10 protein-coding genes and 1 pseudogene are annotated in these 13467 nt (G+C 65.8%); 6 read left to right on the top strand and 5 right to left on the bottom strand.

Annotated elements, in window-relative coordinates; translation table 11 throughout:
• Positions 1-278: 278 nt before the first annotated feature.
• The 3 genes from ACPEES_RS18675 to prfB form a co-directional block, all read right to left on the bottom strand.
• Complete coding sequence (locus tag ACPEES_RS18675; protein ID WP_435105110.1) at positions 279-1013, bottom strand: NADPH-dependent FMN reductase; 735 nt, start codon at positions 1011-1013, stop codon at positions 279-281.
• A gap of 109 nt (positions 1014-1122) precedes the next feature.
• Positions 1123-2628: a lysine--tRNA ligase gene (lysS, locus tag ACPEES_RS18680; protein WP_435105111.1), complete on the bottom strand. Its 1506-nt coding sequence runs from the start codon at positions 2626-2628 to the stop codon at positions 1123-1125.
• 197 nt (positions 2629-2825) lie between these two features.
• A protein-coding gene (gene prfB, locus ACPEES_RS18685) for a peptide chain release factor 2 (RefSeq protein ID WP_435105112.1) occupies positions 2826-3924 on the bottom strand; the annotation gives its coding sequence in 2 pieces (ribosomal slippage) (positions 2826-3848 and positions 3850-3924; 1098 coding nt in all).
• A gap of 215 nt (positions 3925-4139) precedes the next feature.
• Between prfB and ACPEES_RS18690 the strand changes: the two genes are divergently transcribed.
• The 3 genes from ACPEES_RS18690 to ACPEES_RS18700 are packed head-to-tail and all read left to right on the top strand — an operon-like array spanning position 4140 to position 8775.
• Positions 4140-5450: an ATP-grasp domain-containing protein gene (locus ACPEES_RS18690; RefSeq protein ID WP_435105113.1), complete on the top strand. Its 1311-nt coding sequence runs from the start codon at positions 4140-4142 to the stop codon at positions 5448-5450.
• Positions 5438-7459 (top strand): CocE/NonD family hydrolase, encoded by a 2022-nt coding sequence (locus ACPEES_RS18695; protein ID WP_435105114.1) that lies wholly within the window; start codon positions 5438-5440, stop codon positions 7457-7459. The genes ACPEES_RS18690 and ACPEES_RS18695 overlap by 13 nt, the downstream gene beginning before the upstream one ends.
• A 14-nt stretch (positions 7460-7473) precedes the next feature.
• Entirely contained in the window at positions 7474-8775 is a 1302-nt protein-coding gene (locus ACPEES_RS18700) for a M20 family metallopeptidase (protein WP_435105115.1), read from the top strand.
• Positions 8776-8841: 66 nt separating this feature from the next.
• Here the strand turns inward: ACPEES_RS18700 and ACPEES_RS18705 are convergent, their stop codons facing one another.
• Both ACPEES_RS18705 and ACPEES_RS18710 read right to left on the bottom strand, forming a co-directional pair.
• Entirely contained in the window at positions 8842-10167 is a 1326-nt protein-coding gene (locus ACPEES_RS18705; RefSeq protein ID WP_435105140.1) for an ATP-grasp domain-containing protein, read from the bottom strand.
• Positions 10168-10173: 6 nt separating this feature from the next.
• Positions 10174-10539, bottom strand: a pseudogene (locus ACPEES_RS18710) (ectoine synthase); the annotation flags it as partial.
• 290 nt (positions 10540-10829) lie between these two features.
• Between ACPEES_RS18710 and ACPEES_RS18715 the strand changes: the two are divergent.
• Genes ACPEES_RS18715 through ACPEES_RS18725 form a run of 3 tightly spaced genes read left to right on the top strand, consistent with a single transcriptional unit; the run spans position 10830 to position 13437 of the window.
• Positions 10830-11618 carry a DeoR/GlpR family DNA-binding transcription regulator gene (locus ACPEES_RS18715; protein ID WP_435105116.1) on the top strand — a complete coding sequence of 263 codons (789 nt, stop codon included), beginning with the start codon at positions 10830-10832 and terminating at the stop codon, positions 11616-11618.
• Positions 11615-12817 carry an MFS transporter gene (locus ACPEES_RS18720; protein ID WP_435105117.1) on the top strand — a complete coding sequence of 401 codons (1203 nt, stop codon included), beginning with the start codon at positions 11615-11617 and terminating at the stop codon, positions 12815-12817. The genes ACPEES_RS18715 and ACPEES_RS18720 overlap by 4 nt, the downstream gene beginning before the upstream one ends.
• Entirely contained in the window at positions 12814-13437 is a 624-nt protein-coding gene (locus ACPEES_RS18725; protein ID WP_435105118.1) for an HAD family hydrolase, read from the top strand. The genes ACPEES_RS18720 and ACPEES_RS18725 overlap by 4 nt, the downstream gene beginning before the upstream one ends.
• Positions 13438-13467 lie beyond the last annotated feature (30 nt).

Here is a 13467-nt window from a genome sequence, read left to right on the forward strand (position 1 = left end):
CAGGCGATGAAACACTGGTACGCTGACAGGCCCGATCTATTTCACAAAAAGCCACGGAATCGTCCGGGACCCGACACCTATGCACCCACCTACCCCTATGAGGCCGATCAGTCCCTGCCCCAGCGCATGCAGAATGGACGTCTCCAGCAGAAGCCGTCCCGCGCCATACAGGGAGGTGAGCGACAGATAGCCGAGGACCAGAAAAGAGAGATAAATGGGGAAAGGCCAGTGCCTGTAGGCAGCCATCGCGCCTCCGGTTAGTTGTCGACACCCCCCGCTCACCGTGGATTATCGGCGTAGACGCCTGCCTCTACCCGCCATTCGGCGATGAAGCCCGAGAAGGCCACCAATGCACGACGGATGCGATCCGCAATGGCCTCGTCCGCCACGATGTCACTGGCATCGAGATCGCGATTCAGCAGCGGGACGGCCAATGCGGCCTCCTCTGCAAAACATCCCGACATGGTTTCGAGGGTCACGCGCAAGGCGTCCTGCGCGTGGGATGCGCGAGGGGAGGCATTGAACAGGGTGAATGGCTTGTTGACGAAGCCGTCGCCGCCGACGAGCCAGTCCAGCGCATTCTTGAACGCCCCCGGAACACCGCGGGCGTACTCCGGACAGGCAATCAGCACACCGTCCGCAGCTCTTACGCGCGCGTTCAGTTCGCGTACAGCGGCGTAACCCGGGTGGCGTTCGTTCCACCCTTCCGCGCGGATACTGCCGTCACGTGCGAACAGTTCAGATGCAAGGTCCGGATTGAAATGGGGCAGGTCGGCGATACCGTGGTATCGCTCGATCACCAGCCCGGGCGGCGCCAGCCGCTGCGATGCGACCAGCAAGGCCGTATTGGAGGAATTCGCACGCAGACTGCCCGACAGCGCGACGACATTGACCGAAGCCTTCCTGTCACCGTCCATTGGTTCCATCGCATCCCTTTTCGAACATTCCGACATACCCTCAGCCGAGGCGTGGCAGCAACGACGCTCGGCAAGGGAGCCGCCGGCGCGCCCCATAGGCCGGCTTCGGCGACTTTACTGCATTCCACACCGGTCTTCGAGCGGCCTGGTAGCAGCGCTACCAGGCCGGTGGCCGAAGCCGTGGCCGGCCCGGATGCGGCGGTGTCTACTCCGAAGCCTCCGGTCGCATTGCCGGGAAGAGCAGGACGTCGCGAATGGACGGCGAATCGGTGAACAGCATCACCAGGCGGTCAATGCCGATGCCCTCGCCCGCCGTGGGCGGCAGACCGTACTCCAGGGCGCGGACGAAGTCGGCGTCGTAGAACATGGCCTCGTCGTCGCCGGCCTCCTTCTCGGCGGCCTGGGCCTGGAAACGCTCCGCCTGGTCCTCGGCGTCGTTGAGCTCGGAGAAGCCGTTGGCGATCTCGCGGCCGCCGACGAACAGCTCGAAACGCTCGGTAACGAACGGGTCGTCGTCCTTCGGACGCGCCAGAGGGGAGACCTCCTTCGGGTATTCCACGACGAACGTGGGTGCGCGCAGCTTGTCCTCGGCCGTGGCCTCGAAGATCTCCACCTGGATCTTGCCGAGCCCCCAACTGTCCTTCACATCGATGCCGAGCCTGTCGGCGTAGGCGGCGAGCTGAGCGCGATCGTCGAGCGCTCCGGCAGTGAGCTCGGCATTGTGCTCGAGGATCGCCTCGCGCACCGAGATGCGCGGAAAGGTCGCGGAGAAGTCGAACGTCTCGCCCTGATAGGTTACCTGAGTGCTGCCCAGGACCTCGGTCGCCAGCCCGCGCAGGAGCTCCTCGGTCAGGTCCATGAGATCGTTGTGATCCGCGTAGGCCTGATAGAACTCCAGCATGGTGAACTCGGGATTGTGCCGCGTGGACACGCCCTCGTTACGGAAATTGCGGTTGATCTCGTAGACGCGGTCGAGCCCGCCCACGACCAAGCGCTTCAGATACAGCTCCGGAGCGACACGCAGGTAGAGATCGCGGGCGAGCGCGTTGTGGTGCGTAACGAACGGCCGCGCGGTGGCCCCGCCTGGAATGGGCTGCATCATCGGCGTCTCGACTTCCAGGAACCCCCGCGCGTTGAAGGCATTGCGGATGTACTGGACGATGCGGCTGCGCAGCATGAAGGTCCGCCGCGAGTCCTCGTTCATGATGAGGTCCACGTAGCGCTGGCGGTAGCGCGCCTCCATGTCCGTGAGGCCGTGGTACTTCTCCGGCAGCGGCCGCAGGGACTTGGTGAGCAGCCGGACATCGTCGCAGCGCACGGACAGCTCGCCCTTCTGGGTGCGCATGAGCACGCCTTCGGCGCCGACGATATCGCCCACGTCCCAGCCCTTGAACTGCTGATAGACGCCTTCAGGGAGGTCGTCACGGCGCAGGAAGAGCTGGATGCGCCCGGACATGTCCTGGATGTGGGTAAAGCTCGCCTTGCCCATCACGCGCTTGGCCATCATCCGCCCGGCCACCCGCACGCGGATGCCGGCCTCCTCCAGCGCATCGCTGCTCCAGCGCTCGGCATCGGCGTAGTCGCGCTGCAGCGCGCCGGCCTCGGCATCGGGGCGGAAGTCGTTGGGGAAAGCGGCCCCGGTCTCGCGCCACTCGGCAAGCTTGCGCCGGCGCTCGGCAATGAGCTTGTTCTCGTCCTGCTGCTCGGTCATGACTCGTCTGTCGTCAAGTTGTTCAGGCGTGGCGGTAACGGGTGAAGCACGAAGAACGCCAAGGTTGCGCGAAGACCACGAAGGAAGGCGCCAGGCAGACGCGGCATCCGGAGCTCGGCGCCCGAAGGCCTCTCACACCCTCTGTGGCCTTCGTGCATCCGTCGTGATCTTTGGTGTTCATCGCGCCCGACCCATCGTCACAGGCCGGCCTTGAGGCTCGCCTCGATGAACTGATCCAGGTCGCCATCGAGCACGGCCTGGGTGTTGCCCACCTCGACGCCGGTGCGCAGATCCTTGATCCGGGACTGGTCGAGCACGTAGTTGCGGATCTGGCTGCCCCAGCCGATGTCGGACTTGGAGTCCTCCACCTGCTCGGCTTTCTCGCGCTGCTTCTGCACCTCCAGCTCGTAGAGCTTGGCGCGAAGCTGATTCATCGCCGTGGCGCGGTTCTTGTGCTGGGAACGGTCATTCTGGCATTGCACCACGATCCCCGTGGGATTGTGGGTGATGCGCACCGCCGATTCCGTGCGGTTGACGTGCTGACCACCGGCCCCGCTGGCACGATAGACATCCACGCGCAGGTCCGAGGGATCGATCTCGATCTCCACGTCCTCGTCGATCTCGGGGGAGACGAATACCGCCGCGAACGAGGTATGACGGCGGTTGCCCGAGTCGAAGGGCGATTTGCGCACCAGCCGGTGAACACCCGTCTCGGTACGCAGCCAGCCGAAGGCGTGGTCGCCGTCGACCTTCACGGTGGCACTCTTGATGCCCGCCACGTCCCCTTCGGAGAGCTCGATGATCTCCGCCTTGAAGCCGCGCCGCTCGAACCAGCGCAGGTACATGCGCAGCAGCATGTTGGCCCAGTCCTGGGCCTCGGTGCCACCGGAACCCGCCTGAATGTCGACAAAGGCGTTCTGGCCATCCATCTCGCCGGAGAACATGCGCTGGAACTCCAGCGCGGCGACGTCACTCTCGAAACCGGCGAGATCCGCCTCCACCGCGGCGAGGGTGCCCTCGTCGTCTTCCTCGCGGGCCATCTCCACCAGCTCCACGGCATCGTCCAGGCCCGAGAGCAACCGATCGAGAATGGCCACGACGTGCTCCAGGGAAGCACGTTCCTTGTTCAGTGCCTGCGCGCGGTCGGGATCGTTCCAGACGTCCGGGTTCTCGAGCTCGCGGCTGACCTCTTCGAGACGCTCTTTCTTCGTCTCGTAGTCAAAGATACCCCCTAAGGGACTCGGCACGTCCCTTGAGGTCTTCCAGGGTTTGATTGACGGTGTTCACTTCGACCATCGGTAAACGGCCCTTTCAGTACGTCGGCAATCGGGGAAAGGCGGCCGATGTTACACCATGCCCCCCACGCCCGTCAGTGCCGCCGACCGTGCGCTGCCGGGCACATCCCCGCCAGCCTTGCATCGGTAACCATCGACTATGCTTGCCTGAGTGAGACACACAGCGGTGCGGCCATGGTAGCGACGCACCCTTGCAGCCAACGGATGAGGCGAACCGTGCGCCAGTACAATGTCTACATCCTCGGGCTCGACGACTTCAATCTGCGCAAGCTTCGCGGCATCCCCGGCGCCGCAGAGTGCCGATTCATCGGCGTTCTGGATTCGCAGGAGATTCTGGAAGCGGATCACTTCCCGGTCGCGGACATGCTCCGTCGGGCAGAGCAACGCATGGCGGGCTCCGGCGAGCCCGTGGATGCGGTAATCGGCTACGTCGACTTCCCCGTGAGCACCATGATTCCCGTACTCGCTCAGCGTTTCGGCCTGCGCGCGCCGTCACTCACCGCGCTGCTTCGCTGCGAGCACAAGTACTGGAGCCGCCTCTGCCAGCGGGAGGTCGTTCCCGACAATATCCCGCGCTTCGAGGTCTTCGACCCGTTCGAGCCCGATCCGCTCGCCGGGCTGAGTCTCGATTTTCCCTTCTGGATCAAACCCATCAAGTCGGCGGGGTCGTTCCTCGGGTTTCGCATCGACGATGCCAATGCGTTTCACGCGGCTATCGAGCAGATACGCGCGCACATCGGCATTTTCGCCGAGCCGTTCAATCACATCCTCGGACTCGCCGAGCTGCCGGACGAGGTAGCCCGCGTGGATGGGCACTTCTGCATCGCCGAGTCGATCATCGGCGGCCGGCAGTGCACACTCGAGGGGTTCGTGTTCGACGGCGCCGTGCACTTCCACGGCGTGATCGACTCCATCCGGGCCCGTAACGCCTCCACATTCCTCCGCTACCAATACCCTTCGCGCCTGCCCGACCGGGTCATCCGGCGCATGGAGGCGATCACCGAGCGGGTACTCACGCACATCGGCTTCGATCAGTCGGCGTTCAACGTGGAATTCTTCTGGGATCGCCATGCTGACCAGGTCTGGCTGCTCGAAATCAACACGCGCATCGCGCAGCACCATAGCGATCTCTTCGAGAAAGTCGACGGCGCATCCAATCACGCGGTCGTCGTCGACGTGGCGCTGGGCCGGGAACCGCGGTTCGCCCACGGCCACGGGCCGCACAACTTTGCCGCGTGCTGTTTCCTGCGTCATTACAGTGACGGCGTCGTCGAAGACGTGCCCCCACCCGCCGAGATAACCGCGTTGCAGGCGGAATTCCCGGGGTTCACCTATGAGCCACACGTGCAGCCGGGCACTCGGCTATCCGCACTGACCCACCAGGACAGCTACAGCTACGTGCTCGCGCTCATCTATCTGGGCGGAGCGAGCCCCCAGCGCCTGCGTGAGGCCTACCGCGAATGCCGACGGCGTCTGCGCTTCCACATCCGAACGCTAGACCGGGAGGGATTCATATGCGACGGGTGAGCATCTTTCCACACGAAGTCCGCGAGCTCGACGGCGTCTGGATCCCCATGGCCGACGGCGTGCGCCTCGCCGCGCGAATCTGGTTGCCGGAAGGCGCCGAAGAGCACCCGGTGCCGGCGATCCTCGAATACATCCCCTACCGAAAGAGTGACCATACCCGCCCACGCGACGAGCTCAACCACCCGTACTTCGCCGGCCACGGCTACGCCTCGGTTCGGGTCGACATCCGCGGCAGCGGCGACTCCGAAGGCGTACTGGTCGACGAGTACACGCCCCAGGAGCTCGACGACGGTGTGGCCATCATCGAATGGCTGGCCGACCAGCCGTGGTGCGACGGCAATGTCGGCATGATCGGCATCTCCTGGGGCGGGTTCAACGGCCTGCAGATCGCCGCTCTCCAGCCACCGGCACTCAAGGCCGTGGTCACCGTCTGCTCCACGGATGATCGCTACGCCGACGACGTGCATTACATGGGCGGCTGCATGCTCGTGGACAACCTCTCATGGGCCTCGGTGATGTTCGCCGGCAACTCCTGCCCACCCGACCCGGCCGTCGTCGGCGACAAGTGGCGTGACATGTGGCTGGAACGGTTGAAGGGCAGCGGCCTGTGGCTCGAGCAATGGAGCTGTCACCAGCAACGCGACGATTTCTGGAAACACGGCTCCGTCTGCGAGGACTACAGCCAAGTGCAATGCGCCGTGTACGCCGTCAGCGGCTGGGCGGACGGCTACTCCAACGCGGTATTTCGCATGCTCGCCAACCTGGACGCGCCCCGGAAGGGCCTGGTCGGCCCATGGAGCCATCGCTACCCTCACCTCGGCGAAGCCGGGCCGGCCATCGGCTTCCTCCAGGAATGCCTGCGCTGGTGGGATTACTGGCTCAAGGGCAAGGACACGGGCATCATGGACGAGCCCATGCTGCGTGCCTGGATGATGGACAGTGTCCCGCCCGCACGGCGTTACGAGGTACGCCCGGGCCGGTGGATCGGCGAGCTCGGCTGGCCGGCGCCGAACGTCATCGAGCGGCGCCTGCCCCTCGGCGAGCGACGGCTCGCCGATCCCGACGAGACCGTCACCGAAACGGAGCTCACCTTCACCTCGCCACTGCGGACCGGTCTCATGGCCGGCAAGTGGTGTTCCTACGCCGACGGCCCCGACCTCTCCGGCGACCAGCGTGACGACGATGCCGGCTCGCTGGTATTCGACACCGAGCCTCTCGAGGAAGACCTGGAAATTCTCGGGGCTCCACGGGTCGAGCTGGCGCTCGCGGTGGATCAACCGGTGGCGATGGTAGCCGCCCGACTCGGCGACGTGCGCCCGGACGGCAGCATTACCCGCGTCACCTACGGCCTGCTCAACCTCACCCATCGTGACAGTCACGAGCATCCCCAGCCGCTGGAGCCCGGCAAGCGTTACCGCGTCAGCCTGGATCTCAACGAGGTGGGGCAAGCCTTTCCCGCCGGCCACCGCATCCGGCTGGCCCTGTCCACCTCCTACTGGCCGGTGGCGTGGCCCCCGCCCGAACGGGTACACATGACCGTGTGGAGCGGTGCGAGCACGTTGACGCTGCCGGTGCGCCCACCGCAGCCCCAGGACGCGGAACTCCCCGAGCTCGCCAAGCCCACCGGCTCGATGCCGGCTCCCAACCTCGTGCTCGAACCGAGCCGGCACACCTGGCACATCACCCACGACCTGGAGCAGGACACCTACACGCTGGACGTCGAGGACTCCGAGGGCATTTACCGGCTCGAAGACACCGGCACCGAGATCGAGAAGCGGGGCCACGAGCGTTACACCGCCCGCGGCGAGGACATGCACTCACCGCGCGGCGAAACCCACTGGGTGCTCGGCTTCCGTCGCGATGACTGGAACGTGCGCACGTTCACGCACACGATCATGACCGCCGACGCGGCCAATTTCTATATCACCGCCTCGCTGGAGGCCCAGGAGAACGGCCGCACCGTCTATCGTGACGACTGGGACATCACCGTGCCCCGGGACAATGTCTGAGGCGGGAGGTTGCGATGAAAGACCGAACCACCCTGATCGACGGCGACCGGATCCGCGACCGGCTCGTCAATCTCGTGCGGATTCCGTCCATCACCGGGGACGAAGAGCAGGCGATTCGCCATATCGCTGACTGGCTCAGTGACGGCGGCGCTGAGGTGGATTACTGGTACGACGGCATCGGCCGGCTCCTGATGGACCCGGCCTACCCCGGCCACGAGGTCGAGCGCGCCTGGGTACCGGTGGTCGCGGGCATGATCCGCGGCGCCCGCCCCGGACCCACCGTGCTCCTCACCGGTCACGTGGACGTGGTCCCGCCCGGGGATTACGAGCAGTGGTCGCGCGACCCCTACTCCGGCTTCGTCGACGGCGACCGCGTTTACGGCCGCGGTGCCTCGGACATGAAATCGGGCATTGCCGCCGCGCTGGAGGCGTTCGAGACATTCGCGCGGGGGCCACGGGATTTCCCCGGCCGTGTGGTGCTCATTGCCGTGCCGGCCGAAGAGGACAGCGGTCTGGGTACCCTCGCGGCCATCCGCCGGGGATGGACCGCGGACGCCGCGATCGTTACCGAACCCACCTGCCGTGACGGCTATCCCGAGATCATCGTCGCCCACGCCGGGGCGATGTCCTGCCTGCTCGAGATCCCCGGTGCGGCCGCTCACGCAAGTAAGCGGCTCAAGGGCGAAAGCGCGCTGGAGCATTACCTCGCCGTGCACGAAGTCCTGCGCAATGCCGAAGCGGCCGTCAACGCCAACGAGACGCACCCGCTGATGCAGGAGCTGCAACTGCCCTACGCCACCAACGTAGGGCTGATCCGCGGCGGATCCTGGTCATCGACCGTCATGGACAGCCTCCAGGTGGAGCTGCGAATCGGCGTCACCCTCAACGAGACCACCGCCGAGGCGAAAGAACGTTTCGAGCGGGCTCTCACCGAGGGACTCTCTCACGATCGCTGGCTGACCGAGCATCCTCCACGCCTTCACTGGCGCGCCGCCGGTTTCGGCTCGGCCGAAACACCGAGCGATCATCCGCTGGTGGACTATCTCGGCGACGCCGGCCAGGTCGCCTTCGGCGAACGCCCCCACATCGCTGGCGCTCCCTACGGCTGCGACATGTCGGCCTGGGTGCGCATCGCCAATACACCGACGGTGCTTTACGGACCGGGGGACATCGTGCAGGCACATGCGGCGGACGAATGGGTATCGCTGACCACGACACTCAAGGTCACGCAGGCGCTGGTACGGACCACCGCATCGCTGCTCGAGCTCGACCCGAGCGCGCTGCAGCTTTCCGGCACCCGCAAGGCGTCCGTGTGACCAACCCGTCCCGGCGCATTCGTGCACCGAACCGGCAAGACCGATCACCGGTTCGGTCGACGACGATCAGGCGCCCTTGGCGGCCTGCTGCTCATCGAACTCGAACTCGAGCAGCTCGACCGCCCGTTCGTAGCGGCGTTGCAGCTGCGAGGGCGAGTTCGCGCCTATCCACATAATGGCCAGGGTGTAGCTGTAGCTGTCCTGATCCATGAGCTCGGAGAGCCGCTGGCCGGGCTGCGGGACGATCTTGACAAGGGTGCCGGGGATTTCCCTTTCGACCCGGTCTATATCCTCGCGCCCCGGCACCCGCGTCACCACTGCGTCGCGGTAGGCGCGGATGAAGAACTTCGCGGCGCACGCGAACTCCCCTTCCCGGTAAGGCAGCCGTGGCCGTTGCCCCAGGGAGAGATCCGTGGCGATCTCGTGATGGGAGGCACCGTCGACCTTGGCGAAGAGATCGGCGTGGGACTCCGAGATGCGGGAATTGACCTCCAGCAGCCAGATCTGGTCAGTGTTCGCGTCCCAGAAGAACTCCACGTTGAACGGCGCGTTGTCATAGCCGATATGCGCCATGAAACGCTCGACGATGCGGGTCATGCGTTTGCGTACCCGCGCGGGCAGGCGCGACGGGTACTGGTAGCGGCTGAACGACGAGCCGTTGGGCTCGCGCAGGGAGTCCACCGTACCGTAGACGCGCACCTCACCCTTGTGCACGAAACCTTCCTGGGTGCACTGCCGTCCGCCGATGAGCCCCTCGGCGATACAGTTGCCGCCGCCGATGTCGGCGACCGCGGCGGGTAGATCCACGAACGACAGCAATCGGTCGAACGACCCCTCGAAGCGGGCGATGTGGGCACGAATCTCCTTGATGGCATGCGCCCAGTCGCGTTCGTTGCGGATTTTGAAGCCTAGGTACGACGAGAACGACTTGATCGGCTTCACCCAGAACGGAAAGTCCAGATTGAGGTTGTCCAGGGCCGCGTCGTCGAACGGATCGAAGGCGGCAAAACGCGGGATGTGCTCCGGGATGCAGCGCTGCTGCTCCAGCCGGCTCCAGTACTTGTGCTCGCACTTGAGCACGGCTTCCAGAGACGCCGACGGCACGCCGAACTCGCGGCAGAGAATGGGGACCGTGGTGCTCACCGGGAAGTCGATGTAGTGAATCAGGCCGTCCACCGGCCCCGGAAAGGCGAGCAGCTGCGATCGTGCCTTTTCGAGGATGTGATCGATGTCGTAGTTCTCCTGCTCCAGCACGTCGTCCGGGTCCAGGAGTTTGAGAAAGTTATAGTTCTCCGCGTTGCGGATGGACTGCAGGCGTCCGAGGTTGAAGTCGTTGAGCCCCACAACGAATACATTCTTCTTCCGCAGGGCCGGGTGTGAACCGACGGCCAGCGGGTAACCGCCGGCCTCGTCCAGGCGCTCCGCGCCCGTCAGCGCGGGCGAGAGCACGCAGATCAGCCGCAGATCGGTACGCGCCCGGATGCAGACACGATCGTGGTTGTCCAGTACGTAGGTGATACCGGGGCGAATCGCATGCCGCTGCCCGTCAACGAGACTCTCCAGCTCGCCCTCCCCCTCGATGCAGTATGCCGATTCGAAATGGTGGGGATAGTGAACCAGCGTCTCGCTGCCGGCGCGCATCACCGTATCGTGCATTGAATAGCCACCACCATCGCGGGCGAGCACCAATCGACGGCTCAACCAGTCACCGACATCCACTGCGGCATCGGAACGCGCCACCTTCTCGAGCTCACGAATGAGCATAGTGCCAACCTCCGTGGGCGCCGGCGGAAATCGGCGCCATTACGGCAAGTTTGATGAGGGAACGGTTGCGGTCAAGCCGCGACGTCGTATCGAACCGGCTGCCGGCCCCTGATCGGGTTCGGCGGAACCGCTGGTCGGGAAACCTTGTTGGCGGGCACGGGGAGTGCACACACCGAACACGGAAAGCGTAAACGTCCGCCGGCTTGCAGCGCGCACGTGGCCCACCGCTTGCGCCGCGGCGCGCGCCGCGATAACGTGCACGAACGTGCAAATTCACGCATAAACACGCAATGTCACGACTTCCTGAAGAACGCCGCGCCCGCATTCTCGACCGGCTCCGGCGCGATGGTCGGGTATACGCCGCCGCGCTGAGCACCGAGCTGAAGGTCTCCGAGGACACCATTCGCCGCGACCTGCGGGACCTGGCCGCGGCCGGGCACCTCCAGCGGGTGCACGGCGGCGCACTGCCGAAAGCCCCATCCACGGAAGCGTTCTCGCTGCGCGCCATGCGCCAGACGGCGGCGAAGAACGCGCTGGCGCGCGCGGCGGCGCGACTGATCGAGGACGGCCAGGTGGTGGTCATGGACGGCGGCACCACCACACTCGAGCTCGCCCGTGAGCTGCCGCACGAACGCCGCATCACGGTCATCACCAACAGCCCGCCCATCGCCGTCGAGCTCGCCGACCATCCCACCGCGCAGGTGCACATGCTCGCCGGGCAAATGAACAAGACAGCCTGGGTGGTAACCGGGGCGGAAACGCTGGAGGGCATTAGCCGTGTTCGTGCCGATCTCTGCATCCTGGGCGTGTGCAGCCTGGACCCGGAAATGGGCATCACCACCGCCGAGCGGCAAGAGGCCCTGCTCAAGCGCCGTATGATCGACGGCGCCGCCGAGGTGATGGCGATCGTGACCGCGAACAAGCTCGGCACCGCGACCTCGTTCGTGGTCGCACCGGTGTCGGAGCTCACCCACATCGTCACCGACGAAACCCGTACGGACGTGCTCGAGGCCTATCGTGCCACCGGGATCACGGTCACCAGTGCCGGCGAGTGCGCCACGGCCCGGGGAGACGTATGAGCTCTGAACACAACAGCGTGGGCCGTGCCCGCGTCGCGACCGCCGCCATGTTCTTCATCGCCGGCGCCGTGCTCGCCACGTGGGCGCCCCATATTCCCACCGTGCAACAGCGCCTCGGCATCGGCCCCGGCGTGCTCGGCATGGCGCTGCTGAGCATCGCCCTGGGGGGCATTCTCGCAATGGCGCTCACGGGCTACCTGGTACACCGCTTCGGCAGCGCCCGTGTCACCCGGCTCGCCGCCGTGGCCGCGTGCCTGTGGCTGCCGGCACCCGTCCTCGCGCCGTCGCTGGCCGCGCTGATAGCCGCGTTGCTGGTACTCGGCGCGGTCACCGGTATGCTGGATGTCGCCATGAACGCCCAGGGCGTCACCGTGGAGCGGCGCTATTCCCGGCCGATCATGTCCTCGCTCCACGCCCAGTTCAGCATCGGTGGTCTCGCCGGCGCCGGACTGGCCAGCGTACTGCTGTCCCTCGGCTGGACCGCGAGCGAACACGTTCTGACGGTAACCGCGCTCATGGCGGTCGCGGCCATCGCCGCAGGGCCACGGCTGCTGCCGGATCATGGCGAAGGCACAGCCGAGGAACCTCAATGGGCCCGCCCGCGCGGCGTGCTCATGCTGCTGGGGCTGATCGCCGTGTGCTCCATGCTCGGTGAAGGGGCGATGCTGGACTGGTCGGCGGTCTACATGCGCAGTGAAATCGGCACCGGCCCCGGACTTGCCGCGGCGGGCTTCGCGGCGTTCTCGCTGACCATGACCATCGGCCGGCTTTTCGGCGACGCCCTCGTCCACCGCTTGGGGAACGTCGCGGTGTTGCGCATCGGCACATGCCTGACAACAGCAGGCCTCGGCTCGGCCCTGATGATCGCGCATCCGGCAGCGGCGCTGTTCGGGTTCGCCAGCGTGGGCATCGGCCTTTCCAACGTCGTGCCCATCGTGTTCGCCGCATCCAGCCGTGTTCCGGGCATCCCGCCGGGCTACGGACTCGCGGCTGTATCCACCGTGGGCTACTGTGGCTTCCTCGTCGGCCCGCCGGTGATCGGCTTCATCGCCGAGCTCACTTCGCTCACGCTCGGGCTCGGCCTGGTGGTGTTGTGTGCCGCAGTGATCGCCCTGCTGGCTCGTCACGCCGGCGCCGAATCCACCTCGATGCGCCACGGCGCGACGGTGGCGCAGAAGCAACACGAGGAGCTGTCATGACAACCGAGCGCGAGACGCCACCCGCCATCGTCTTCGATCTCGGCGGCGTGCTCGTCGACTGGAATCCGAGACACCTCTATCGCAAGCTCTTCGACGACACCGAGGAGATGGAATGGTTTCTGGCCGAGGTGTGCTCGCCGGCGTGGAATCTTCGCCAGGATGCGGGCCGACCGTTCGCCGACGCGATACGCGAGAAACAAGCACAGTATCCACGTTACGCATCCGCCATAAGCGCCTATTTCGACCGCTGGCCGGAGATGCTCGGTGGCCTCCACGCCGACACGCTGGCCGTCTTGCGCGATGTGCGCGCCAGCGGTGCGCCGCTCTACGCGCTCACCAACTGGTCCCACGAGACGTTTCCCGTCGCCCGGGCGCGCTACGAGTTCCTGGACTGGTTCCGGGGCATCGTGGTCTCCGGCGAGGCAGGACTGGTAAAGCCCGATCCGCGTATCTACCGCTGCCTGCTCGACCGCTACGGCGTAACGCCGGTGGGCACGGTCTTCATCGACGACAGCCCGGCCAACGTCGAAGCCGCACGCGATCTCGGCATGACCGGTATCCACTTCGCCGGCGCCGCCGACCTCCGTGGGGAGCTCCAGGCACTGGGCGTGCTGCAATGAGTGCCGGACACGACGGCGCGCGCCACTCGC

Source organism: Arhodomonas sp. AD133, assembly GCF_051195215.1.
In the GTDB taxonomy this organism is placed as follows: Bacteria; Pseudomonadota; Gammaproteobacteria; order Nitrococcales; family Nitrococcaceae; genus Arhodomonas.

Bases quoted from the DNA above. Each gene is read 5' to 3' on its own strand.
- ACPEES_RS18725 (WP_435105118.1), top strand. From the start codon at position 12,814: ATGACAACCGAGCGCGAGACGCCACCCGCCATCGTCTTCGATCTCGGC.
- lysS (WP_435105111.1), bottom strand. From the start codon at position 2,628: ATGACCGAGCAGCAGGACGAGAACAAGCTCATTGCCGAGCGCCGGCGC.
- ACPEES_RS18720 (WP_435105117.1), top strand. From the start codon at position 11,615: ATGAGCTCTGAACACAACAGCGTGGGCCGTGCCCGCGTCGCGACCGCC.
- ACPEES_RS18695 (WP_435105114.1), top strand. From the start codon at position 5,438: ATGCGACGGGTGAGCATCTTTCCACACGAAGTCCGCGAGCTCGACGGC.
- ACPEES_RS18715 (WP_435105116.1), top strand. From the start codon at position 10,830: ATGTCACGACTTCCTGAAGAACGCCGCGCCCGCATTCTCGACCGGCTC.
- ACPEES_RS18675 (WP_435105110.1), bottom strand. From the start codon at position 1,013: ATGGGGCGCGCCGGCGGCTCCCTTGCCGAGCGTCGTTGCTGCCACGCC.
- ACPEES_RS18700 (WP_435105115.1), top strand. From the start codon at position 7,474: ATGAAAGACCGAACCACCCTGATCGACGGCGACCGGATCCGCGACCGG.